Here is a 23,036-nt window from a genome sequence, read left to right as displayed (position 1 = left end):
TTCATCATCTCCTCTCTTCGTCACATCATCATAAGTTTATATGGTTCCTTAACTTCACAATTTTGTGAAACTAGCGTAGCTTCGAAATCATGAAAACGGCAATCTCCGTGTCCGGCCTCCACAAGTCCTTCGGCCGGACCCACGCGTTGGACGGCCTCGACCTCGAAGTCGAGGCAGGTGAGGTCCATGGCTTCCTCGGGCCCAACGGCGCCGGGAAGTCCACCACCATCCGGGTCCTCCTCGGTCTGCTCCGCGCCGACTCCGGTGCGGTGCAGATGCTCGGCAAGGACCCCTGGCACGACGCGGTCGACCTCCACCGCCACATCGCCTACGTCCCCGGGGACGTCACCCTGTGGCGCAACCTGAGCGGCGGAGAGGTCATCGACCTGTACGGACGGCTGCGCGGCGGGCTGGACTCCGCACGCCGCGCCGAGCTCCTGGAGCGGTTCGAGCTCGACCCCACCAAGAAGGGCCGTACGTACTCCAAGGGCAATCGGCAGAAGGTCGCCCTGGTCGCCGCGTTCGCATCCGAAGTGGAGCTGCTGATCCTCGACGAGCCGACCTCCGGGCTCGACCCCCTCATGGAGGAGGTCTTCCGCGAGTGCGTCGCCGAGGAGCGCGACCGTGGTCGTACGGTGCTGCTCTCCAGCCACATCCTCAGCGAGGTCGAGGCGCTCTGCCGGAGGGTGAGCATCATCCGTAAGGGCAAGCGGGTGGAGTCCGGCTCGCTCACCGAGCTGCGCCATCTGACCCGTACGTCGGTGACCGCCGAGCTCGCCGGAGAGCCGAACGGCCTGTCCGGCCTCCCCGGTGTGCACAACGTGGACATTCAGGGCCGCCAGGTCAAGCTCCAGGTCGACACCGACAAGATGGACGCCGTGCTGCGGCAGCTCACCCAGGCCGGGGTGCGCAGCCTCATCTCCACCCCGCCCACCCTGGAAGAGCTCTTCCTGCGCCACTACCAGGACGACATCTCGCACACGGAAGCCGAGGCGATCACCCGATGACCGCCGTAGCCGACGCCCGGGTCTCCCCCCGCGCCCGCGGATCGGCCCGCGATCTGGCCGGCACGGGCACGCTGTTGCGGCTCGCCCTGCGGCGCGACCGGATCATGATGCCGGTGTGGGTGCTGTGCCTGGGGCTCACGGCCAGCAGCACCGTCGGCCGTCTGAAGAGCGCCTACGACACCCCCGCCCGGCGCGCCGATCTCGTCCAGGACATGAACGGGAACGGCTCGACCCGGGCCCTGTTCGGCGCCGCCTTCGACGACTCGCTCGGCGCGCTCACCGTGTGGCGCGTGGGTGCCTTCCTTACGGTGTTCGCCGCGATCATGAGCCTGCTCATCGTGATCCGGCACACCCGTGAGGAGGAGGAGACCGGCCGTCAGGAGGCGCTCTCCGCCGGCATGGTCGGCCGCCGCGCCGGTCTCACCTCGGCGCTGCTCGCCGTGGGCATCGCCAACGGCGCGGTGACCCTGCTCATCGCGGGCAGCCTCGCGAGCCAGGGCGGCACCGGCGCGCTCGCGCTCGGCCTCGCCGTCGGCCTGTCCGGTATGGCCTTCGGCGGTCTGGCCGCCGTCGCCGCCCAGCTCACGGAGAACGCACGGCTGGCCCGGGGCCTGAGCTCCGCCGCGGTCGGCGTCGCCTTCGTGCTGCGCATGGCGGGTGACGCCGCCGAGGACGGCACCAAGGGCTCCGGCCACGTCCTGGTCTGGCTCTCGCCGCTGGGCTGGGCCGAGTACGCCCGGCCGTACGGGGGCGAGCGCTGGTGGCCGCTGCTGCTGATCGCCGTGCTCGCCGCGGCCTCGATCAGCCTCGCGTACTCCCTCGCGGGCCGTCGCGACGTGGGCGCCAGCTTCTACGCCAGCCGTCCCGGCCCGCCGACCGCGGGCCCGCTGCTGACCGGGGTCTACGGCCTGGGCTGGCGGCTGCAGCGCGGTGCCCTGCTCGGCTGGGCCGCGGGCTTCGTCTTCGCGGGCGCCATCTTCGGATCCATCTCCGACGGTGCCGACGACTTCCTCGGCGACAGCGACCAGACCCGCGACATCATCCAGCGGATGGGCGGCGCCCAGGGTCTCAATGACGCGTTCCTGGCCGCCATGGTCGGCGTCCTCGGCACCATCCTCGCCGTCTACACCGCCAGCTCCGTGCTGCGGCTGCGCAGCGAGGAGACCGACCAGCGCGCCGAGCCCCTGCTGTCCAACGCCGTGGGCCGGCTGCGCTGGGCCGGGAGCCATCTGGTCATCGCCTACCTCGGCCCGGTCGTCATCCTCGCCATCGGCGGTCTGGCGCTCGGCCTGGGCTACGGCATCGCGGCGGGCGATCTGGCCGACCAGCTCGGCCGCTGTATGGGCGCCGCCCTCGCCCAACTCCCGGCGCTGTGGGTGCTCACCAGCGTGACGCTCTTCCTCGTGGGCGTGTTGCCGAAGTACTCGGCCGCGGCCTGGGCCTTCGTCGGCTGGGTGGTCGCCCTGGGCTGGATGGGCCCGGCGCTGGAGCTGTCCGATTCCGTCATGAACACCTCGCCCTTCAGCCATCTGCCGAAGCTGCCGGGCGACGAGGTGACGGCCGCACCCTTCCTGTGGCTGCTGCTTCTCTCGGTCGTTCTCGCCGCCGGAGGACTGGTGGGTCTGCGCCGCCGTGACATCGGCGGCTGACCCCCGTCGGCCCACCACACCCCGGCAACCGCCCCCCGTTGTCCACAGCCTGTGGACAACGGGGGGCCCTTTTGTCTGCGCACTCTGCGGGGTGCTGTGTCTGCCGGCTGTCTGCGTGTCCGCCGGCCGGCCGCCGTCGTTCGCTCAGAGCTCGACCAGCAGCTCCCGCAGCCCGCGGATCACGAAGTTCGCCTGCGGCTCCGGCTCCTTGACCAGCCGCATCCCGGGCGCCTTACGGAGCAGCGCGCCGAAGGAGGCGGCGAGCTCCAGACGGGCCAGCGGGGCGCCGAGGCAGTAGTGGATCCCGGCGCCGAAGCTGACATGGGGGTTGTCGGCGCGGGAGAGATCGAGGGTGTCGGGGCGCTCGAAGCGGGCCGGGTCGCGGTTGGCCGAGCCGAAGAGCAGGGCGACCTCGCTGCCGCGCGGGATGATCGTGCCGTCGATCTCGATGTCCTCCAGCACCCAGCGCTCGAAGAGCTGCAGCGGGGTGTCGAAGCGCAGGAGTTCGTCCACGGCGGTGGGCAGCAGCGCGTCCGGGTCGGCGCGGAGCCGGGCGAGCTGCTCGGGGTGGCGGAACAGCGCCCACCAGCCGTTGCCCGTGGTGTTGACCGTGGCCTCGTGGCCCGCGTTGAGCAGCAGCACACAGGTGGAGATCATCTCCTGCTCGGTGAGCCGGTCGCCCTCGTCGTGCGCGGCGATGAGCCCGCTGATCAGATCGTCTCCCGGGGTCTTACGGCGCGCTTCGATCAACTCGCGCAGATAGCCGGAGAATTCGAGGGACGCGCGCACCGCCCGGCGCGCCGTCTCCTCGCTCGGGCCCAGCTCGTACATCCCGCAGATGTCCGCCGACCAGGGCCGCAGCGCGGGGCGGTCGGCCCGCGGAATGCCGAGCATCTCGGCGATGACGGCCACCGGCAGCGGTTCGGCGACCGCCGCGATGAGATCGCCGCCGCCCGAGGCGACGAGGGAGTCGACGAGTTCGTCCGCGAACCGCCGGATCGTCGGCACCAGCGCCTCGACGGTCCGCGGGGTGAACGCCTTGGAGACGAGCCGCCGCAGCCGGGTGTGGTCCGGCGGTTCGAGATCGAGCATGCCGTGGTCGTTGAGGGTGTGGAACGGCTCGTGCTCGGGCGGCGGCGCGGTGCGGCCGAACTCCTCATGGCTGAAGCGGTGCAGATAGGTGCGGCCGAGCCGGCGGTCCCGCAGCAGGGCGCTGACATCCGCATGCCGCGGGATCAGCCACTGGCGGGAGGGCTCGAACCAGTGCGCGCGGCCGCGCTCGCGCAGCGCGGCGTACGCCGGATACGGGTCCGCGACGAACGACGGCTGCCACGGGTCGAAGGCGGGGGCTTCCGCGCTGCTGCTGCTCATCCCCGGACGGTACCGCCGGGCCCGCCCTGCCTCCAGGGCACGCTCGGCCTCCAGGGCACGCTCGGCCTCCAGGGCACGCTCGGCCTCCAGGGCACGCTCGGCCTCCGGGGACGCCCCAGCGCCCGCTCAGCCTCCAGGGGTGACCAGGCGGGCCTCGTACGCGAACACCGCCGCCTGGGTGCGGTCGCGCAGCCCCAGCTTCACCAGGATCCGGCTGACATGCGTCTTCACCGTCGACTCGGCGACGATCAGCCGCTCGGCGATCTCGGCGTTGGAGCAGCCCTGGGCGACCAGCACCAGAACCTCGTTCTCCCGCTCGGTCAGCTCGGCCAGCCGCCCCTGCGGGGAGGGAAGCGGGCCGCCGAGCCCGGCGGCCTCCCCGATCCGCGAGAACGTGGTGATCAGACGCTTGGTGATGGTCGGCGCGAGCAGTGCCTCGCCCGCCGCGACGACGCGTACCGCATCGCCGAGCTGACGGGCGGAGGCGTCCTTGAGCAGGAAGCCGCTCGCTCCGGACCGCAACGCCTGGTAGACGTACTCGTCCAGGTCGAAGGTGGTCAGGACGAGCACCTTGGCGTCCGCGTCCGCCGCGACGATCTCCCGGGTGGCCTCGAGGCCGTTGACCTCCGGCATCCGGATGTCCATCAGGACGACGTCGGGGCGCAGGGCGGCGACCTGGGCGATGGCCTGGCGCCCGTCGATCGCCTCGCCGACGACCTCGATATCGGGCTGGGCGTTCAGCAGCACGGAGAAGCCCTCGCGGACCATCACCTGGTCGTCGGCGATCAGCACGCGGATGGAAGCGGTGACATCGGTCGTCATGGCTTCATCGTCCCTGCTTCCGGGGCGGGCCCCTGCCGCGGGGGCGTCGCGGTGTCCGGAGTGGAGGCGTCCGCCTCGGGGACCGCGGCGGCCGGGATGAAGACCGCGACCTCGTAGCCGCCGTCCTCCGCCACCGCTCCCGCCGTCATCTCCCCGTTCAGCATCGCCACGCGCTCCCGCATCCCGAGCAGCCCATGGCCCATGCCCGGCGAGGGGCGTACGGGCTGGGTGGGCGGGCCGTTGACGATCCGCAGGCCCAGACCGCCGAGGACGTACGCGATCTCGACGCGGGCGGTGGATCCGGGGGCGTGGCGCAGTGCGTTGGACAGCGCCTCCTGGATGATCCGGTAGGCCGACAGCTCCACACCGGAGGGCAGCGGGCGTACGGCGCCGGTGATGACGTGCTCGACGGTCAGCCCGGCCGCCCGGACCCCCGCGAAGAGCGTGTCGAGCGTGGCGAGGGTCGGCTGGGGCGCCTCGGGGTCGGCGTCGGCGTAGGCATCGGGGTCGTCGGCGCGGACGACGCCGAGGACGCGGCGGAGTTCGGTGAGCGCGGCGACCGCGTTCTCCCGGATGGTCGCGAAGCTGGTGGCCAGCTCCTCCGGCGGGTTCGCCACCCGGTAGGGCGCCGCCTCCGCCTGGATGGCGATCACGGACATGTGGTGCGCGACGACATCGTGCAACTCACGGGCGATGGTGGCGCGCTCCTCCAGCAGGGTGCGGCGGGAGCGCTCCTCGTAGGTGGCCGACTGCTGCACGGCGACCTGCTGCTTGGTCTCGCGCAGACTGCGCCGGGCGACGACGGCGCCCACGATGCCGCAGGAGGCGACCACCATGGGGAAGGCGTTCGTGTGCCCCCCATCGGCGCTGAAATCGCAGGCGATCCCCAACGCTGCCGTGAGCAGCAGCATCTGCCCGGCCACCCGCGGGCGGTTCTGGCTCGCGACGATCATCATCACCGCGATGTGCGAGGCGAAGAGGGTCGCCGGCCAGGGCCACATGCTGCTCGCGACCGGTTCGGGGACGCCCAGGCCCCAGAAGACGCTCGCCGCGAAGGACAGCCACCAGGCGCCGATCGGCCGGTAGAGCGCCACCAGCAGGGGTACGGCGCTGAGCAGGGCCAGCCCCATGCTCTCGGTCTCACTCGCCACGGCCATGAGATAGAAGGCGCCGACCACGATCGCGGCATGCGGCAACCACGGCGCGTACGGCCGCACCGTCCGGGGCATGTGGCGCACCAGCAGATGCGTGGCGGCCAGCGGCGGCACCGGGCGGAGGGCGAAGGCACCGGTGATCAAATCCTTCCGCAGATCGGAGAACGCCTGGCGGATGGTGCGGAGTTCGGTGTGCGGAATCGTCTGGGTCACGCCGCCCACGGTAGAGAGCGCCTGCGGCGCCGTCGTCCCCGGGAATGTGGATTGCGCGGCGTCCGACTCAAGTACTACGCGGCGGGGCGCGCGCTGCGGTGGGGCGTGGCCGGGTGCGCTGCGGTCGGGCCTGGTCGGGTGCGCTGCGGTGGGGCGTGGCCGGGTGCGCTGCGGTGGGGCCTGGTCGGGTGCGCTGCGGCGCTACGGGGTGTCCGGCGGGCCTTTCCCCTCCCCGCCCCTTCCCGTAACCAGGGGCTTCGCCCCTGGACCCCAGGGGTTTGGCGGAGCCCCACCACGCGCGTCCAGCGCCAGGTTGTGCCGCGGGTTGCGCGGCCGGGCGCGGGCCGGTAGCAGGGCGCCGAGTGCGCCGCGGTGCTGCGCGGTCGGGAGCGCTACGGCCGACGGCGCCCCGACTACCTTGCCGGGCCTGTCCCGGCCACGTGGGCGATCTCGTCCGCGACGGTGTGGGCGACGGGCATGGTGGGGTCGATGGGCGGGAAGTGTCCGCCCTCCGTCCTGACCAGCCGTACGTCCTGTCCGGCGCGGGTCGCGGCCGCCGCGAAGGCGTCCGCGACCGCCGGTGGCACGTCGATGTCGGTGCCGCCCTGCACGATGGTGGTGGGGATCGCGGTGGGCAGCAGTGCGGCGGGGTCGGCGAGGGCGAGCCGGGCCGTCAGTTCATCGCCGTCGCCGCGCACTTCACCGAGGAGTTCGCCGACGGCGCCGGAGCACACGTCCAGAGCGCGGGCCGTGGCGAGGTCCGCGATGGGGGCGAGGGCGACGACACCGCGGAGCGGGGAGGAGGAGGGCAGATGCCAGGGAGTGCCGGACGGCAGCCGATGCCGGGCCGCCGCCCACAGCACGGCGTGCCCGCCCGCGGAGTGCCCGGTGAGCACCACGCGGTCCGGGTCCGCCCCGGGGAGCCCGAGTTCCCGGGCGAGGCCCGGCACCGTATCCACGGCGGCCGCGATGTCGTCGAACGTCTCCGGCCACCGCCCCGCCCGCGCGGGGTCCGCCCCGCCGCGGCGGTATTCGACCGACGCCACCGCGAACCCCCGCCCCGCCAGGAAGGCGGCGAAGGGGGACACATGACGGCGGTCGTAGGGGGCGCGCCAGGCGCCGCCGTGGAAGAGGAGGACCAGCGGGGCGGGGCGGACGGCCCCGCGCGGCCTGGACGGAAGGTAGAAGTCCGCCACCTGGTCCGGGTGTTCGCCGTATGCTGCGGTCCGGTCCGGAGCCACGGGTGCGAGCCCCAGGACGGACGTCTCCTCGGCCGCTGCCCCGCCCATCGGTCAGCCCTCCTTCGGCAGCACGTCGGCCAGCACCCGCGCCGCCCGCTCCACCTCGGCGAAGCCCGTGTACAGCGGGGTGAAGCCGAAGCGCAGCACATCGGGGCGGCGGAAGTCGCCCACGACACCGCGCCGCGTCAGCTCCGCCATCACCTCCCCCGCGTCCGCGCACCGCAGCGCCACCTGGCTGCCGCGCTCGGCGTGTGCGGCGGGGGTGAGGGACTGCACGCGGCCGGCCGGGACATAGTCCTCGACGCAGCGGAGGAAGAAGTCCGTCAGGGCCAGGCTCTTGGCCCTGACGTCCTCGATCGTCACGTCGTCCCACACCTCGAGGGCGGCCTCCAGCGCCAGCATCGAGAGGATGTCCGGGGTGCCGACGCGGCCGCGGGCCGAACCGTCGGCCGGGGTGTAGGCGGAGGCCATGCCGAACGGGTCGGCATGCGAGTTCCAGCCGGGCAGCGGCGAGTCGAAGCGGGGCTGATGCGCACGGGCGACGTACAGATACGCGGGCGCGCCGGGCCCGCCGTTGAGGTACTTGTACGTGCAGCCGACCGCGAGGTCGACCCCGTGGGCGTCCAGCCCGACCGGCAGGGCGCCCGCGCTGTGGCACAGGTCCCAGACGACGAGCCCGCCCGCCGCGTGTACGGCGGCCGTGGTCCCGGGCAGGTCGTGGAGGCGGCCGGTGCGGTAGTCCACGTGGTTGACGAGCGCGACGGCGGTACGCGCGCCCACGGCGGTGGGCATGTCGCCCGCCGCCACCTGCCGCAGGGTGCAGCCGGTCATCCGGGCGGCGGACTCGGCGATATAGCCGTCGGTGGGAAAGGTGGTCTCGTCGACCAGGATCTGATCGCGGTGGGCGCCGCGCTCCTGGGCGATCCGTACGGCCGCGACGACCGCCTTGAAGACGTTCACGCTCGTCGAGTCGCCCACCACGACCTGGCCGGGGGCGGCGCCGACGAGCCGGCCGACGCGGTCACCGATCCGCTCCGGCGCGGTCCACCAGCCGCTCTCCTCCCAGGAGCGGATGCGCAGCTCGCCCCATTCGCGGGCGACCACCTCGGCCAGCCGGTGCGGGACGGCACGCGGGAGCGCGCCCAGCGAGTTGCCGTCGAGGTAGATCACGTCGTCGAGGGTGAAGGCGTCGCGCTTGGCGCGCAGTCGGTCCGCCGCGTCAAGTGTGGTGGCCTCGTCGCTCAGCGCGGTCCGGGGCGGACGGGGCTCGGCCGCCCCGGACTCGGCCGCACCAGGCGCGGCTGGACCGCGCTCGGCCGCCCCGGTCTCGGCCAGACCGTGCTCGGCACCGGTCGGCTCGGCCCCAGTGCCGGTCGGTTCAGCCCCCGTGCCGGTCGGTTCAGCCCCCGTCGCCCCGGACTCGGCACTCCTCGGCGCGGCGCCCGCCGACTCCGTCGGGATCGTCGCGTCAGACATGGCTGCGCGCCGTCCACAGCTCGGGGAAGACCGTCTTGCCCGCGCGCTTCTCCAGCCAGGCGACCCCGGCCGAGCCGCCGGTGCCGGTCTTGGCGCCCATCGCCCGCCGGGTCGCCACCAGGTGGTCGTTGCGCCAGCGCCACACCAGCTCGGCGACCTCGGTGAGCGCCTCACCGAGCCGGACCAGCTCATCCTCGCGCGGGCCGGAGTAGATCTCCTCCCAGACCCGCTCCACCCCCGGGTCGGGTTCATAGCGCAGGGCGGGATCGCGGTCCAGCACGGCGGCCGGGACGGCGAGGCCGCGGCGGGCGAGATAGCGGAGCACCTCGTCGTAGAGGCTGGGCTCGGTCAGCGCCTTCTCCAGCTCGGCGTGGACCCGCGGCGCGCCCCGGTGCGGGACGAGCATGGACGCGGACTTCTCGCCGAGCAGGAACTCCAGCCGCCGGTACATCGCCGACTGGAAGCCGGAGCCCTCGCCGAGTGCGGAGCGGTATGCGTTGAACTGGCCGGGGGTGAGATGGGCCAGCGGCTTCCAGGAGGCGTTGAGCGACTCCAGCTCGTAGGCCGAGCGCTGGAGCGCGGCCATCGCCGTGGGCAGATCGTCCTCGCGCAGCGCCTGCGCGGCGGTGTGCCACTCATGGACGATCACGGTGAACCACAGCTCCATGACCTGGGTGGTCACCAGGAACACCATCTCGCCGGGGTCGTCGGAGAGGGGACGCTGGAGGTGGGTGAGCACGGACGCCTGGACGTAGTCCTCGTACGGGGTGGTGCCGTCGAAGTCCAGATGGGGGGCCTCGAGCTCGGCCCCGCCCGGTGCGGTCCGGCTTGATGTGGTCCCGCTCGGCGTGGTCCCGCCCGGGGCGGTCCGGCCTCGAGGGGTCCCGCCTGAGGTGGCCTGGGCCGGGGCGGCGTGGTCAGGGACAGGTTGCTGCGGCATCGCATCTCCTGAGTACTGCTCGCTACCGGGTAGCGGTCCGCCCCATCCTTTCGGTCTCGGAGCCCCGGTCCCCTCGGGGCCCACAGCCGAAGGGGCCCCGCACCGCATCATCCGCGCCGCACGGACGATCGGCAAGTACGGAAGGGGCCCGTGGGGCGTACGACACCCCACAGGCCCGGTACGCCTCGTTACGTCTCGTTGCGTCTCAGGAGAGCGTGTCCGCCGCGGTCGGGGAGCTCTCGCGCAGGAAGGTCGAGCAGCGCTCGTACTCCTCCTGCTCGCCGATGGACTGCGCGGCGCGCGCGAGCGCGTACAGGGCGCGCAGGAAGCCACGGTTGGGCTCATGCTCGAAGGGCACGGGACCGTGGCCCTTCCAGCCGCTGCGGCGCAGGGCGTCGAGTCCACGGTGGTAGCCGGTGCGGGCGTACGCGTAGGACTCGACCACCCGGCCGGCCTCGAACGCCTCGTCGGCGAGCTGGGCCCAGGCGAGCGAGGAGGCCGGGTACTTCGCGGCGACCTCGGACGGGGCCGCGCCGGAGGCGAGCAGCTCCCGTGGCTCCGGGTCGTCGGGCAGATGGGTCGGGGGCGGTCCCCCGAGCAGGTTCTCGTGAATGGCCATGGGTTCCAGTCTGCCTGGTCCGGGGCCCCACCCGACACGCTCAAGCCACGTGGTCCGCAGATCGAGGGGCACGTCCAGGGGCGCGTCCGGCGCGGAGAAGGGTGAAGAGGGCGTGGGTCAGGTCCCGGAGCGTCGCTCGTCCGGGTCCAGGGGCGGTGGCGCTGACAGGTCGCCCGGGTCCAGGGGCGGCGCCGCCACACCGCAGTGGTACGCGCACTCAGGGCGGCACAGCAGCCCCTCCGGCCGTACGGCGCCCTCGGCACGTTCCGCCGGCACGGCGGCCTCGCCTCGCTCCGTGCGCGCCGCGGCCTCGGCCCCCGCCGGCGCGCCCGCCGCGGCCTCCGCCCCCACCTCCTCGCCCACCTGCTCCAGGGCGTCCGAGCGCACCGTGTACCAGGCGAGGATCGCCCCCAGCACCAGCACCCCGGCACAGATCGGCATCGCCCGCCGGAAGGTGTCCCCGAACGCGTCCGCCGACCGGTATGCCTCCGGGCCCATCCCCGCGAGCAGCGGCAGCGCCGCCACCGCGATCAGGCCCGCCGCACGGGCCGCCGCGTTGTTGACGCCGCTGGCCAGACCCGCGCGGGCCACGTCCACCGAGGCCAGGACGGTCGCGGTGAGCGGGGCGACCACCACCACCATGCCCATGCCCAGCACCAGCAGCGCGGGCAGGATGTCCCGCCAGTAGACCGCCCCCACCCCGGCGCGGGTCATCAGCAGCATCCCCGCCGCGCACAGCAGCGGGCCCACGGTCAGCGGGATCCGCGGGCCGATGCGCTTGCCCAGCTCTCCCGAACGGGCCGACAGCAGCAGCATCAGCGTGGTCGTGGGCAGCAGCGCGGTACCGGCGGCGAGCGCGGAGTAGCCCACGACCACCTGAAGGTCGAGCACCGAGAGGAAGAAGAAGCCGCCGAAGGCCGCGTAGACGCACAGGGTCACCGCGTTGACGGCGCTGAACTGGTGGGAGGAGAAGATGGAGAGCGGCAGCATCGGCTCGCGCCGCCTGCGCTCCACGAGGACGAAGACCACCCCCAGCGCCAGCCCGGCGACGGCCGGGACCACCACGGCGGGCGAGGCGCCCTTCTGCGGCGCGGCGATCAGCGCATAGGTGATCAGGCCGAGGGCCGCCGCCCCCAGCAGGGCACCGAGGACGTCGAACCGGCCGTGCGCCCGTGGATTGCTGGTCTCCGGTACATGGCGCAAAGCGACCGGCACACACACCGCGGCCAGCGGCACATTGATGAAGAACACCCAGCGCCAGCCGGGCCCGTCCACCAGCCAGCCGCCGAGGAACGGCCCGATCGCCGCCCCGACGCCGCCGAAGCCGGACCACAGCCCGATCGCCCGCGCCCGGTCGTCGTGGTGGATCACCGACTGGATCAGCGCGAGCGACCCGGGGGTGAGCAGCGCCCCGCCGATGCCCTGCAGCGCCCGCGCGGCGATGAGCACCCCGGCGTTCGGCGCCAGTCCGCACGCCAGTGAGGCCAGCGAGAACCACACCACCCCGGTGACGAACACCCGCCGCCGCCCGAACCGGTCCCCGAGTGCCCCGCCGAGCAGGATCAGCCCGGCGAGGGTGAGCATGTAGGCGTTGACGGTCCACTGCAGTACGGGGAGATCGGCACCCAGGTCGAGCCCGATGCGCGGCAGGGCGACATTGACGACGGTGCTGTCGAGCAGGGCCATGGCGGAGCCCAGCACGGTGGTGAACACCAGCCACCGCCCGGCCGGCACGGAGAGCCGCACACCTGCCATACCTGGATCATGCCTCGGGGCGGCCCGGCAGGGCCAGCCCCGGAACGCAAACGGGCCCGGCGACTCGCCGCAAGGCGAGCGCCGGGCCCGTGAGAGCGAGCCGGAGAACGAACTACTTCAGCTTCGTCCCCGTGGACCGAAGGTGCGAACAGGCCGCGGTGACCCGCTCTGACATCCCCTTCTCGGCCAGCTTGCCCCAGCTCCGCGGGTCGTACTGCTTCTTGTTGCCGACCTCGCCGTCGACCTTCAGCACCCCGTCGTAGTTGCGGAACATGTGGTCCGCGATCGGGCGGGTGAAGGCGTACTGGGTGTCCGTGTCGAGGTTCATCTTCACCACACCGTTCTCCAGCGCGGTGCGGATCTCCTCCTCCGTGGAGCCGGAGCCGCCGTGGAAGACGAAGAAGAACGGGTCCTGCTTGCCGTACTTCGCGGCGACACCGTCCTGGAGCTCACGCAGCAGCTCCGGGCGGAGGACCACATTGCCCGGCTTGTAGACGCCGTGGACGTTGCCGAACGAGGCGGCCAGCAGGTAGCGGCCCTTGTCGCCCAGGCCGATGGCCTCGGCGGTGCGCAGGGCGTCGTCGACCGTCGTGTACAGCTTGTCGTTGATCTCGTGGGTGACGCCGTCCTCCTCGCCACCGGTCGGGGTGATCTCGACCTCGAGGATGATCTTCGCCTTGACCGCCTCGGCGAGCAGCTCCCGCGCGATGCGGAGGTTGTCGTCGAGCGTCTCGGCGGAGCCGTCCCACATGTGGGACTGGAACAGCGGGTTCTGACCGTTGGCGACGCGCTCCTGGGAGATCTTGAGCAGCGGACGGACATAGCCGTCCAGCTTGTCCTTCGGGCAGTGGTCGGTGTGGAGGGCGATGTTCACCGGGTACTTCTCGGCGACGACATGCGCGAACTCGGCGAGACCGACGGCACCGGTCACCATGTCCTTGCTGTACTGGCCACCCAGGAACTCGGCACCGCCGGTGGAGATCTGGACGATGCCGTCGCTCTCCGCCTCGGCGAAGCCGCGGAGGGCGGCGTGCAGAGTCTGCGTCGAGGTCACGTTGATCGCGGGGTAGGCGAACTTGCCTGCCTTCGCCCGGTCGAGCATCTCGTTGTAGATCTCAGGGGATGCGATGGGCATCTGACCGCTCCTTGTATGTGCGGGTTAGTCGTACTCGGCCCTGACCTAGGGGCGACGTCATCGTCGGGGCCATAATCCCAGACTCCGTCGATTGCTCCACACGGCGCACGCGGAGACCACACGGACGGGGGTGGGTGGTTTCACGTGAAACGTCCGACCGCCCCACCCGCCACGATTCAGCTCAGCTCGAGGTCGGCAAGCGAGTACGCCGGGAGGTACGGCAGCCCGGCGTCCGCGATCGCCGGAGCGGCGCCGCGCTCGACGATCGTCGCGACCGCGACGACCTCGGCACCCGCCTCGCGCGCCGCCTCCACCGCGGTCAGCGGCGAACCGCCGGTGGTGGAGGTGTCCTCGACCACCAGCACCCGGCGGCCCGCGATGTCCGGGCCCTCGATCCGCCGCTGCATCCCGTGCGTCTTCTGGGCCTTGCGGACCACGAAGGCGTCGAGCCGACGGCCGCGCGCGGCGGCCGCGTGCAGCATGGACGTGGCCACCGGGTCGGCGCCCAGCGTCAGACCGCCCACCGCGTCGTACTCCAGATCGGCCGTGGCCTCGAGCATGACCTGCCCGACCAGCGGCGCGGCCTCGGCGTCCAGGGTGATCCGGCGCAGGTCGATGTAGTAGTCGGCCTCACGCCCGGAGGAGAGGGTCACCTTGCCGTGGACCACGGCCTTGTCCTTGATCTGCTGCAGCAGGGCGTCACGCGCATCGCTCATGCGCATGAGCTTAGGCGGTGGCCCTCGGAACCCCTCAAGGCACTCCGTTCCCTCAGGCCGAGCCGCCCCGCTCGCCGCCAGGCCAAGCGCTCCACTCCCTCAGGCCAGCGTGCGCCAGCTCCAGGTCATGGAGAGCTCCAGCGGATCGATGGGGGTGACCAGGCGCGGCAAGAGGTTGAGGCCGTTGGGCGGACCGGACTGCGGTTCGACGCACACCGCCTCCGCCTGCTCGTCGTAGACGACCACCCACTCCGTGCGGCTGGTGACCTTCAGCTCGAGTTGGCCGGGCCAGGTGAGCGTGACGTCCACCCCCTGCGGCATGCCGAAGCAGTCGTCCCAGGGGCCGGGCTTCGGCGCGATCCGGCGGCCGGTGGGGAGGTGGTCCTCCCCGCGCTCCTCCTGCCATGCGGCGTCGAAGGCGATCTCGGCATCGGCGCCGCCGTCGCCCAGGTTCCGCAGGAACCACGGATGCCAACCCGCCTGCGCCGGGAAGGAATCGCCCTCGGTCTCCACGCTCATGGTGACGGTCGCGCTGTCCGGGGAGAGCTCGAAGGTCTGGGTGACCCGGCCCTCGTACGGCCAGGGGTCGGCGAGGTCGTAGGTGAAGGCCGCGCTGGACTGGCCGGTCCGGACCGGGCTCCAGGCGACGTTCCGGCCGGTCCCGTGGATCGCGTGCGGCGGGGAGTTGATGGGCAGTTGGTGGGTCTGCCCGCCGTTGCGGAACCGGCCCAGCCCGGTCCGGCCGCACCACGGCACCATCGGGAACGCCCCGAACCGCGGGCCCTGTCGCAGCAGCTCCGTACCGCCGATGCGCAGTGAACCGATACGGCAGCCGTTCTCGGGTGAGACGGTCAGCTCGGCGTCCCCGGCGGTCAGCCGTACGCCCTTGGTCTCCGGTGTCTCTTCGGTGGTCACAGCTACCGACCCTATGCGCACACGGTCATCGGCGGCGGCGAAGTACGCGACGGCCCACGACGACGACGGAGGCGATCACCACCGCCGCGGCGGGCGCGGCCCAGCGCAGGGTGGCGCTGGTGGAGACGGTCTCGGGCGCGGGGACGGGGGCGTAGCGACCGCGCGGCGGGGCGTGGTCGACCTCCTCCGTCGAGCGGCCGATCATCGTGCGGCGGGCGTGGGCGGCCTCGGCCGGGGGCTCGTCGTCCAGGTCGTCGAGATCGGCGAGGTCGCCGAAGCCGACGGGCTCCTCGACGGCGTCCGCGTCGTCGACGTCCTCGAGGTCGCCGACGTCGTCGATGTCCATGTCGTCGGCCGAGAGCGGAAGCTCGGCCTCGGTCGGCAGCCCGGACTCCTCCGCGGCGGCGCCCTTACCTGCGTCAGTGGCCTCGTCGCCGGCCTCGTCCTCGGTGGCCTCGTCCTCAGTGGCCTGGTCAGTGGGCCCCTCGGTGGGCCTGCCGGGGGCCTCGTCCTCGGTGACCGCGGTGATCGGGGACTTCTGCAGCCCGGCGGTGAGCGCCGAGGCGAACCGGTCCAGCATGCGGCGGGCCACGGTCGTGGACGCCTCGTCGTCGAACTCGGCCAGCCGCCCCTCGCTGTGGACCGTCCCGGCGCAGATCAGCCGCGTACCGCCCTCGACGGGCTTGGGCGTCACGGTCAGCGCCAGCTTCACCGAGCCGCTGCCGCGGGCCTCGGTGCCCTCGCCCTCGATCTCGAAGGCATCGGCGCGCCGACCGACGCGCAGCACGCCGCGGTAGGTGATGGTGGACCCGCCGATGCGCAGCCGCAGCCGACCGGAGAGCGGCCCGGCGGCCTCATCGGCGTCCCGCTGGAGCCCGGGAACGCAACGTGCGACGCGATCGGGCTCCGCGAGCGCCAGCCGGACGGTGTCGACGGGAAACGGAACGAACACCTCATGCTCCATAGCTCAAGACACTACCCATCGCTCGTTACCTGAGACCCGTTCCCGGTCAACTTTCCGCACCGGGCGCGCCGCCCACGGACTGGCTAACGGCGGCCTTGGCCTCGCAGCCCTGCCCCCTGCGAGGGCCTGCCGCGGCTGACGGCGCGCACCCCACCAGGCACGCGCCGACGACGCACGCCCCCGGCGTACGGACGGGCACTCGCGCCGGGCCCGGAGGCCCAGTGCGGGGCGTCTCACTCCCCGTACCGCGGACGCATCAACGTGGAGGGCGGCAGCCCCGCCTCCCGATGCCGCTCGGCAGCGCGGCGGGCCGCCCGTAGCCCCTCCTCCGTCAGCGAGCGCGGCCGCGGATCGTGCGGGGCCAGCCGCACCCCCACCGGGGAGCGCGCCGCCAGCACAAAGCCCCAGTCGTGCGGGGAGCCACGGCCGGGACGCGGGGAGCCACGGCCCGGGCGCGGGGTGTCGATCACGTAGGGCGCGGTCCGCAGCCCGACCGAGCGCATCGTCGCGTCCACCGTCCAGAACGCCCGTGGCTCGGGCCGCAGCGGCCCGGCGTGCACCACCAGCCGGCCGCCGGGCGCCAGCGCCCGCTCGGCCAGGCCGTAGAACTCCTGCGAGTAGTACTTGGTGCTCGGGGTGAGCTCGGGGGCGGGCAGATCGCAGACCACCACGTCGTACGCCATGGACCGGCGCAACCAGTCGAAGGCGTCCGCCGTCACCGCCCGCACCCGCGGATCGCGGTAGGCGCCGCCATTGAGCGCGGACAGGCCCGGATCGCGGCGGGCCAGCCGCACCACCTCCGCGTCGCGCTCCACGACCGTCACCGACCGGACCCCCGGGTACCGCAGGACCTCGCGCACCGCGAGCCCGTCGCCCCCGCCCAGCACCAGGACCCGGCCGTGCGGTCCGGCGGCCATCGCCGGATGGATCAGCGCCTCGTGGTAGCGGACCTCGTCGCGCCCGCTGACCCGCAGCCGCCCGTTGACGAAGAGGGCCAGCGGCCGCCCGCTCGCCCCGCCGCCCACGAGCACGATCTCCTGCTCACCGGTGCGCAGCGCGACCCGCACCCCCGGTCCGTAGACGGCCTGCCGGGCGGCCCGCTCGAAGGAGGGGGTCAGCACGGCACCGGCGGTCAGCGCGGCGAGCACCAGCCCATTGGCGACGATCAGCGTCCACCGCGCCCGTACGCTCAGGTCGCGGCGGAAGAGCCAGAGCACCAGCGCCCCGCCCGCGACCGCGTTGACCGCGCCGGTGACCAGCGCGCCGGTCAGCTGCCCGAACGCGGGCAGCAGCAGAAAGGGAAAGGCGAGCCCGCCGACCAGCGCGCCCACATAGTCCGCCGCGAACAGATCGGCCACGGCGCCGCCCGCGTCCTGCCGGCGCACCCGCTGGATGAGGGTCATCAGCAGCGGCACCTCGGCCCCGATGAGCACCCCGATCGCGAACGAGAAGCCGACGAGCGCGGAGCGCGAGTGACCGCCCCATGCGAAGCACGCGTACAGCGCCATCGCCGAGCAGCCGCCGACGAGCGCGAGCACCGCCTCGACCGCGCCGAAGCCGACGGCGGCCCGGCAGCGCAGCCGCTTGGCCAGCAGCGAGCCGACGCCCATGGCGAAGACCATCACGGACAGCACCACGGATGCCTGAGTGACCGAGTCACCCGCCAAGTACGCGGCCAGCGCGACGAGTTCGAGCTCGTAGACGAGACCGCAGGCGGCGCAGACGAAGACGGCGCCGAGAACGAGGAAGCGGCCGAGCGTCGCCCTCACGGGCAGCCGCGCCGGAGGGCCGGACTCCGGCGACGGCGGCACATCCGAGACGGCGGACATCGGCGAATCGATCACAAAGGGAACGCTACGTTACATATCGCTTACGCCTCGTCCCCCACACGAGTGCATTGCCGTTCACGCATCGGGCATCGATGGCCTCGCGAACGCACTGGAACCCTTTAGGCACACGGCACTTGGGGCGACCGCCCATCGGGCAGGCCACCTATCTCGAGGCCGCCCGCGCCCGGCGGCCGGAGCGCGGCCGGCACCCGGGCCCCCACACAGGTGCGGGTGGTGACCAACCGCCCCTCCTGGGGGTAGGCATGCCAGGTCCGCCAGCCCACCGTGCCCTCGTGCCACTGCGCGAGCAGCGCGGTGAACGCGTTCGGACTGCCGGGAAAGGTGCCGGCCAGCCCGTGCGGGTGGTCGGCCACCAGCGCGAGCAGCTCCTGCGCGCGCCCGGCGAAGGCACCTTGTGACAACTCCTCGACGCGCGCCGCGAATTCGTATTCGCGGCCGTCGACGAGCGTGGAAACCCCCAGCGGAAGCGCGGTGCTGTTGCCGGACATACAGGCCACGGTCTCCGAGCAACGGCTGCCCTCCCCTTCGAGGAGGACCTGATGCGAGGCTCCCAGGAGCCTCAACTGAACGTCGAAACCATGAAGTTGAAGATCAAGCACGGCGAGGGCGGGAAGCGGTTCCCGTCCCAGGCCCCAGGCGAGGTCGGCGGCGCGGGTATCGGTGTAGGCAGTCTTGAGGGTCGTGAGCATGGATCGGCTCCGCAAGCACGCAATGGAAAAAAGATGGGCCGACTCGCCCCGCGGTGAACCAGGGGCATGCGCATACGCCGGCTCGTGCCCACGTGGGGCCGTAAGGTCGATGGTGGTATACGGAATCATGAAATGCTGGGCGCCACATCGTTTTTACCCATCTTCGCCGGGTTTCCACCCCCTAGGGCGCCTTCTAGGTCAAGTGTTCAACAAGCCCGCGCCCGGCGCACGTTGGCGCGCCGGGCGCGGGCTCATTGCTTCACAGCCGTAAGGACGGCATAGCGACCGTAAGGACGGCGTGACCATAAGGACGGCGTGGCGACCGTAAGGGCACCCTGACCGCACGAGCGGCATGGCGACCGTAAGGACGCGTGGTGGCCAGGGGTCAGGCGCCCCCTCCGCAGCCACCGCCGCCACCACCGCCGCCGCCACCGCAGCCACCGCCGCCACCGCAGCCGCTTCCGCCGCCGCAGCCACCGCCGCCGTGGTGGCCACCCCCGTGATGGCCACCACCGCCGTCGCCACCGGCCCACCAGCTGCCACCGGCCGCCCCGCCGGACCCGGCGCTCCAGGACCGCCTGCGCCGCCCGCTGTTCCCCTTCGACCGACCGGCGCCCAGCGCGGCGAGCGCCGCGAACGTGAACGCCACCACGACCAAGATGACAACAGGACCCATGGTCCTCACTCTCCTTCCCATCCCCCGTAGCGAGGTACCGCTTCGTACCTGTCGTCTCCCCTGCCCGACCTCACCCGGGTCGAAAGCGAAGTTGAGGAAGTCCAGAGGTTCGGCGCGGCGCGACTGGCCGTGGGCTCAGCGGGGTAATTTGCCGTGCATGCACAGGAGCCGTGTGTACGCCGTTTTGATCGACGCGCCCCAAGCCGAGGCCGCCCGGGCGACCGCCTTCTGGTCCGCGGCCCTCGGCGTCACCGCCGAGCCGTTTGCGCCGGAGCCACAGTTCACCACGCTCCATGAGGCTCTACCGGGGCTGGTCACCGCCGTCCAGGCGGTGGACGACGCGCCTCGTATCCACCTGGACTTCGAGACCGACGACGTCGAGGCGGAAACCGCGCGCCTGCTCGCCCTCGGTGCTGAGCAGATCGCGCAGTGGCAGGAGTGCCGGGTGCTCCGCGTTCCCGGCGGCCATGTGATGTGCGTACTGCCCCTGGAGACCGACCCCGAGACCTTCCGCGCACAGGCCAACGTCTGGCCCTGACACTGCTGCGGCAGGGCGTGCCGCTAGCGGTGCTCCCAGTGATGCGGGTCGGCTTCCAGGACCGCGCGATCCCAGTCGGCCAGTTCGGCGGCCGCCTCGTAGGTGCTGTGCAGGAATTCGGTCAGCATCCGGTCCGGATCGGCCGCGGTGGCGACCGTCTCGTAGGGCAGCACGAACTCACCGACGTCCCGCCGGTACGAGGCCACCGCGGGCTGGACCGGCTGGTCGGCGAAACCGGCGGGCTCGGGATAGGCGTAGGAGTAGAAGCCGCCCTCCTCGCCGCCGCCGGGCCAGAAGCCGCAGCTGGAGAGCTCGACGGAGTACGCCTCCTGGGTCACCCGGTCCGGCAGATTCGGCACCCCGCCGGGGGGATGCGGCGGTGCGGTGCGGCCGGAGAAGCGGGTGACGGCCAGGTCCATCGCTCCCCAGAAGAAGTGCACGGGGCTGGCCTTGCCGACGAAATGCGACCGGAATTCTCCGAACACCCGGTGTGCGCTCAGCAATTGACCCCAGAAGAGCCGGGTGGCGTGTGGGTCGTACACCGCGTGCCGGTGATCCTCCGGGAAGGGGATCGACACGGGCACCTCGTTCGGGCGCGGGTACACCCGGGTCTGGATGCCCAGGTCTCCCAGCACACCCATGATCTCGGAGTAGAACTGGGACACCGGTTTGGACTCCAGCGCCAGCTCGCGCCGGCTCCCGTCACTGACCCGAATCCCCAGCCGCTGATCAACAAAGTCGAACTCGATATCGAACGCCCCGCTCCGATACGGAATCGTGGACGTGCTCAGCCCGCGCGGGGTGACATACAAGGTCACCTGCCACCACTGGTTGGCCGGTGGCGCATGATCCAGCCGGATCTTGCCGACGATCTGGGTCCACATATGCAGCGTGTCCCGCGCCTCGGCCCAGTCCTCCAGCCGAAGCCGCGGCCAGGCCCCCGCCTGCTGTGTCTCGCGCATGGCCATCTCGCCTCCCGCGGGGCCTCACGACTCCGGCAAAACGCGCAATCGATCACATTACATACATTCCGACCCGGCCGGGTACCCGCGTATCGCGCCGATGAAAACGACGACAGGTCGACGACAGCCCGGCATGGGAGAGATCCATCGCCTGGAGCGCTGTACCAGCAGGTCGCCATCCGCAACGGCATCGCTATACACGAGTACAAGCCGGTGCCCCGCTCACCTCAGAAACCCAGCTCATCGAGCACTACATGGTTAGCCAAACCAACCATCCGCAAGACCATCACCGTACTCCGCACGGAAGGACTCATCGAGGTCGCCGAGCAGCTGGCCGAGGCTCCGGACACCGAGCCGGAACAGATCTACGCGATCCTCACCGCCACCGGGAACAAGCACACCCGGCACGAGACCGTCAGCGCCCGTATGCCTTGCCCGACGAACGCAGCGCCCTGGAGATCCCCGACGAGACCACGCCCCTCCACACCCACCCGTGTCACCCACGGCACGGATGAACGGCCGCTGATCCTCGAAGAATTCCGCACACCAGCGCCAACCACGCCCAACTCGCCTGCCGCAGCACCACCGACAGCCCCGGCCAGCCACGAACCGTATAAACCCGACCGGCGAACTGTCGAAATCTGTCTTCACTTACTCAAGGCGACTCGCTCCGCTCACCGCACGCCGCCCAGCCCCGCCGGCCCTGCGCCCCTGTCTCCGCCCCGCTCCACCCCGACCGGCGTCCATGCCGCGCGCACAGCGATCAGCCGCCCAGCGTTAGAGAAGGGGATACTCGTGGCTGGGACGGTCGGCTCCACGGCTTTCGGCAGCCGCTTCGGGGCGAGCCTCGAAGATCATGGCCCCAACGTCGTGCCTTAGCGGGCAGGTCCGCAGACTGCCCGACGCACCGCAAAGCTTACGAGGCCATGATCACTCGACCCAAAGCTGCTCCGCCGATCTAGTCGTACCTCCTTGCACCTAAAGGTTGTGCCGCAATTGGGCTGCGCACGATCGGTGGCTCACCTCCGGCCGCCGGTCGCTGGGTGCGTCAGTTAGGTTCTTGGTCCGTAGCGGCGCGCGAATGGGGGAGAAGCCATGGCCCAGCTCTTGGGACCTCTGGAGCTGACGGGGGACAGGTGGGTGCTCGGGGACCCGATGCGGAAGGACGGCCTGTGTGTCGTGCTCACCACCGAGGGTCTGGAGCACCGGCGGCACGGGGAGGCGGCACCCCAGCTCACTGTCCAGTGGTCCCGGTTCGTCGAGCTGAACGTGCGGGCCGCTTACCGGAAGTGGCAGGCCGCCCCCGGCCTCCCTTCTCGGCCCGGTGCCGACATGGGCCGCGACGGCTGCTCCCTGCGCGGCATCGTGCGCCATCCGTACGATCTGTGGAGTGTGCGGTACACGCATCACAAGCGCCGCTATACGGGCGGCCACATCATCATGCTGAAGGCCCTGTTCGGCCAGCTCACCCAGGCGAAAGCGCTGGACCGGCTCGGTGATTCCGAGTGGCTGGGTGCGGTGGTCGCTCAGCTTTCGGCCTACTCCTCGTGGAACGCCATCAAGGGGAACCAGCTGGTGGAAGCGACCATCCAGAGCCTTGGCACTTGACCAGCCCACTCGCGCCCGACCAGCCCGCCGGGGCGCGGCCTGGCAACGCGCGCGCTCCTCAGTGATTACGGGACAACCCTTAGCTTATTTTCTCGACATTGCAATAAATGCCTGCCATAGTCATGTCTCATGGATAATTTTCCAGGCCCTTCTTTGGAATGATCGCAGAATATTTCCCCGATTACGAAATTGGCGACTTTATTGCGCTTGTTCGACAATGCGGCTACATGACTGCTGGACTCCTCGACCAGTGGGCGGAGAGGTGCTAGGGATCCAATGTCGATCCGCCGACCGCATGAGCATTGGAAGGTGAGTTCGGGGGAAACGCAGCCGCATTCCGGCTGTCTCCACGCCGACGAGCCTCAGTGCCTCGCCCAGCTAGGCCGCGGCATGATCGATCCCCAGCCGGACCACCCCGGTGTCCAGGTGGAGGGGTAGTCCGGCATTGGGGTTTGCGTGAGTCATGCCCGAGCTGACCTCAGTACCGCTGTCGGCCGCCGGAGTAGCGGATCGGCTTACGACACTCGGGGCGCCCACGGGTGGGGCTTCTTGACCAAGCGCGAAGCACAGGCCCGCGTGCAGTTGCTCCGCCTCGTCCACCGTCAGCACAAGAGGCGCCAGAGCTACAGGCTCTCCGAGGCGGGTGATTCGAAGTGTCACCGTGAGTCGATCGTCTCCCTCTCGGTGTACGCGCAGGCCCGCCGAGGTAGCTTCGATCTTCCACTCCGAGATGGAC

The 23,036-nt window shown here is 71.6% G+C and carries 20 protein-coding genes; 4 read left to right on the top strand and 16 right to left on the bottom strand.

Annotated elements, in window-relative coordinates; translation table 11 throughout:
* The first annotated feature begins 89 nt into the window (after positions 1-89).
* Both BLV72_RS18060 and BLV72_RS18055 read left to right on the top strand, forming a co-directional pair.
* Entirely contained in the window at positions 90-1,007 is a 918-nt protein-coding gene (locus BLV72_RS18060; protein ID WP_093463463.1) for an ABC transporter ATP-binding protein, read from the top strand.
* On the top strand, positions 1,004-2,656 hold the full coding sequence (locus BLV72_RS18055) for an ABC transporter permease (protein WP_093463462.1): 1,653 nt from the start codon (positions 1,004-1,006) through the stop codon (positions 2,654-2,656). Before BLV72_RS18060 ends, BLV72_RS18055 begins: the two co-directional genes overlap by 4 nt.
* 144 nt (positions 2,657-2,800) lie before the next feature.
* On the opposite strand, the gene BLV72_RS18050 is transcribed toward BLV72_RS18055, so the two are convergent.
* The 15 genes from BLV72_RS18050 to BLV72_RS17980 all read right to left on the bottom strand — a co-directional run bounded on the left by BLV72_RS18050 (position 2,801) and on the right by BLV72_RS17980 (position 19,192).
* Positions 2,801-4,027, bottom strand: coding sequence for a cytochrome P450 (locus tag BLV72_RS18050; protein WP_093463460.1), 1,227 nt, complete (start codon positions 4,025-4,027; stop codon positions 2,801-2,803).
* 126 nt (positions 4,028-4,153) lie between these two features.
* On the bottom strand, positions 4,154-4,849 hold the full coding sequence (locus BLV72_RS18045) for a response regulator (protein WP_093463459.1): 696 nt from the start codon (positions 4,847-4,849) through the stop codon (positions 4,154-4,156).
* Positions 4,846-6,225 carry a sensor histidine kinase gene (locus tag BLV72_RS18040; RefSeq protein ID WP_093463457.1) on the bottom strand — a complete coding sequence of 460 codons (1,380 nt, stop codon included), beginning with the start codon at positions 6,223-6,225 and terminating at the stop codon, positions 4,846-4,848. The genes BLV72_RS18045 and BLV72_RS18040 overlap by 4 nt, the downstream gene beginning before the upstream one ends.
* A gap of 404 nt (positions 6,226-6,629) precedes the next feature.
* Positions 6,630-7,505: an alpha/beta hydrolase gene (locus tag BLV72_RS18035; protein WP_093463456.1), complete on the bottom strand. Its 876-nt coding sequence runs from the start codon at positions 7,503-7,505 to the stop codon at positions 6,630-6,632.
* 3 nt (positions 7,506-7,508) lie between these two features.
* Positions 7,509-8,933 (bottom strand): kynureninase, encoded by a 1,425-nt coding sequence (kynU, locus tag BLV72_RS18030; RefSeq protein ID WP_244320829.1) that lies wholly within the window; start codon positions 8,931-8,933, stop codon positions 7,509-7,511.
* Complete coding sequence (locus BLV72_RS18025; protein ID WP_244320827.1) at positions 8,926-9,873, bottom strand: tryptophan 2,3-dioxygenase family protein; 948 nt, start codon at positions 9,871-9,873, stop codon at positions 8,926-8,928. Before BLV72_RS18025 ends, kynU begins: the two co-directional genes overlap by 8 nt.
* 205 nt (positions 9,874-10,078) lie before the next feature.
* The gene (locus BLV72_RS18020; protein WP_093463454.1) at positions 10,079-10,492 is read right to left on the bottom strand and encodes a DUF3151 domain-containing protein; all 414 of its coding nucleotides are present in this window, start codon (positions 10,490-10,492) and stop codon (positions 10,079-10,081) included.
* Between the two features lie 117 nt (positions 10,493-10,609).
* Positions 10,610-12,247, bottom strand: coding sequence for an MFS transporter (locus BLV72_RS18015; protein WP_093463453.1), 1,638 nt, complete (start codon positions 12,245-12,247; stop codon positions 10,610-10,612).
* 112 nt (positions 12,248-12,359) lie between these two features.
* The gene (fbaA, locus tag BLV72_RS18010; protein WP_093463451.1) at positions 12,360-13,382 is read right to left on the bottom strand and encodes a class II fructose-bisphosphate aldolase; all 1,023 of its coding nucleotides are present in this window, start codon (positions 13,380-13,382) and stop codon (positions 12,360-12,362) included.
* Positions 13,383-13,558: 176 nt separating this feature from the next.
* Complete coding sequence (gene pyrE, locus BLV72_RS18005) at positions 13,559-14,104, bottom strand: orotate phosphoribosyltransferase (RefSeq protein ID WP_093463450.1); 546 nt, start codon at positions 14,102-14,104, stop codon at positions 13,559-13,561.
* A gap of 93 nt (positions 14,105-14,197) precedes the next feature.
* Positions 14,198-15,013 carry an aldose epimerase family protein gene (locus tag BLV72_RS18000; RefSeq protein WP_093463448.1) on the bottom strand — a complete coding sequence of 272 codons (816 nt, stop codon included), beginning with the start codon at positions 15,011-15,013 and terminating at the stop codon, positions 14,198-14,200.
* Positions 15,014-15,038: 25 nt separating this feature from the next.
* A complete protein-coding gene (locus tag BLV72_RS17995; protein ID WP_093463447.1) occupies positions 15,039-15,977 on the bottom strand; it encodes an SRPBCC domain-containing protein in 939 nt (312 codons plus the stop codon).
* Positions 15,978-16,210: 233 nt separating this feature from the next.
* The gene (locus tag BLV72_RS17990) at positions 16,211-17,806 is read right to left on the bottom strand and encodes a polyamine aminopropyltransferase (protein WP_093463446.1); all 1,596 of its coding nucleotides are present in this window, start codon (positions 17,804-17,806) and stop codon (positions 16,211-16,213) included.
* A 119-nt stretch (positions 17,807-17,925) separates the two neighbouring features.
* Positions 17,926-18,516: a DUF2617 family protein gene (locus BLV72_RS17985; protein ID WP_014053793.1), complete on the bottom strand. Its 591-nt coding sequence runs from the start codon at positions 18,514-18,516 to the stop codon at positions 17,926-17,928.
* Positions 18,517-18,901: 385 nt separating this feature from the next.
* Positions 18,902-19,192: a hypothetical protein gene (locus BLV72_RS17980; RefSeq protein WP_093463444.1), complete on the bottom strand. Its 291-nt coding sequence runs from the start codon at positions 19,190-19,192 to the stop codon at positions 18,902-18,904.
* 157 nt (positions 19,193-19,349) lie between these two features.
* Here BLV72_RS17980 and BLV72_RS17975 point away from each other — a divergent pair, with 157 nt between their 5' ends.
* Positions 19,350-19,730, top strand: a complete 381-nt coding sequence (locus BLV72_RS17975) for a VOC family protein (RefSeq protein WP_093463443.1) — start codon at positions 19,350-19,352, stop codon at positions 19,728-19,730.
* A gap of 23 nt (positions 19,731-19,753) precedes the next feature.
* On the opposite strand, the gene BLV72_RS17970 is transcribed toward BLV72_RS17975, so the two are convergent.
* Positions 19,754-20,698 (bottom strand): DUF5996 family protein, encoded by a 945-nt coding sequence (locus BLV72_RS17970; RefSeq protein ID WP_093463441.1) that lies wholly within the window; start codon positions 20,696-20,698, stop codon positions 19,754-19,756.
* A gap of 1,089 nt (positions 20,699-21,787) precedes the next feature.
* On the opposite strand from BLV72_RS17970, the gene BLV72_RS17960 reads away from it, so the two are divergent.
* Positions 21,788-22,300, top strand: coding sequence for a hypothetical protein (locus BLV72_RS17960; protein WP_093463440.1), 513 nt, complete (start codon positions 21,788-21,790; stop codon positions 22,298-22,300).
* Positions 22,301-23,036 lie beyond the last annotated feature (736 nt).

The organism is Streptomyces melanosporofaciens, assembly GCF_900105695.1.
Lineage (GTDB): Bacteria > Actinomycetota > Actinomycetes > Streptomycetales > Streptomycetaceae > Streptomyces > Streptomyces antimycoticus.
This window is presented reverse-complemented; position numbering and strand designations above follow the sequence as displayed.

Coding starts and splice junctions, on each gene's coding strand:
- BLV72_RS17960 (WP_093463440.1), top strand. CDS start 21,788: ATGGCCCAGCTCTTGGGACCTCTGGAGCTGACGGGGGACAGGTGGGTG.
- BLV72_RS17970 (WP_093463441.1), bottom strand. CDS start 20,698: ATGGCCATGCGCGAGACACAGCAGGCGGGGGCCTGGCCGCGGCTTCGG.
- BLV72_RS18055 (WP_093463462.1), top strand. CDS start 1,004: ATGACCGCCGTAGCCGACGCCCGGGTCTCCCCCCGCGCCCGCGGATCG.
- BLV72_RS18020 (WP_093463454.1), bottom strand. CDS start 10,492: ATGGCCATTCACGAGAACCTGCTCGGGGGACCGCCCCCGACCCATCTG.
- BLV72_RS18045 (WP_093463459.1), bottom strand. CDS start 4,849: ATGACGACCGATGTCACCGCTTCCATCCGCGTGCTGATCGCCGACGAC.
- BLV72_RS17995 (WP_093463447.1), bottom strand. CDS start 15,977: ATGGAGCATGAGGTGTTCGTTCCGTTTCCCGTCGACACCGTCCGGCTG.
- BLV72_RS17980 (WP_093463444.1), bottom strand. CDS start 19,192: ATGGGTCCTGTTGTCATCTTGGTCGTGGTGGCGTTCACGTTCGCGGCG.
- BLV72_RS18050 (WP_093463460.1), bottom strand. CDS start 4,027: ATGAGCAGCAGCAGCGCGGAAGCCCCCGCCTTCGACCCGTGGCAGCCG.
- BLV72_RS17975 (WP_093463443.1), top strand. CDS start 19,350: ATGCACAGGAGCCGTGTGTACGCCGTTTTGATCGACGCGCCCCAAGCC.
- BLV72_RS17985 (WP_014053793.1), bottom strand. CDS start 18,516: ATGCTCACGACCCTCAAGACTGCCTACACCGATACCCGCGCCGCCGAC.
- BLV72_RS17990 (WP_093463446.1), bottom strand. CDS start 17,806: ATGTCCGCCGTCTCGGATGTGCCGCCGTCGCCGGAGTCCGGCCCTCCG.
- BLV72_RS18015 (WP_093463453.1), bottom strand. CDS start 12,247: ATGGCAGGTGTGCGGCTCTCCGTGCCGGCCGGGCGGTGGCTGGTGTTC.
- fbaA (WP_093463451.1), bottom strand. CDS start 13,382: ATGCCCATCGCATCCCCTGAGATCTACAACGAGATGCTCGACCGGGCG.
- BLV72_RS18025 (WP_244320827.1), bottom strand. CDS start 9,873: ATGCCGCAGCAACCTGTCCCTGACCACGCCGCCCCGGCCCAGGCCACC.
- kynU (WP_244320829.1), bottom strand. CDS start 8,933: ATGTCTGACGCGACGATCCCGACGGAGTCGGCGGGCGCCGCGCCGAGG.
- BLV72_RS18035 (WP_093463456.1), bottom strand. CDS start 7,505: ATGGGCGGGGCAGCGGCCGAGGAGACGTCCGTCCTGGGGCTCGCACCC.
- pyrE (WP_093463450.1), bottom strand. CDS start 14,104: ATGCGCATGAGCGATGCGCGTGACGCCCTGCTGCAGCAGATCAAGGAC.
- BLV72_RS18060 (WP_093463463.1), top strand. CDS start 90: ATGAAAACGGCAATCTCCGTGTCCGGCCTCCACAAGTCCTTCGGCCGG.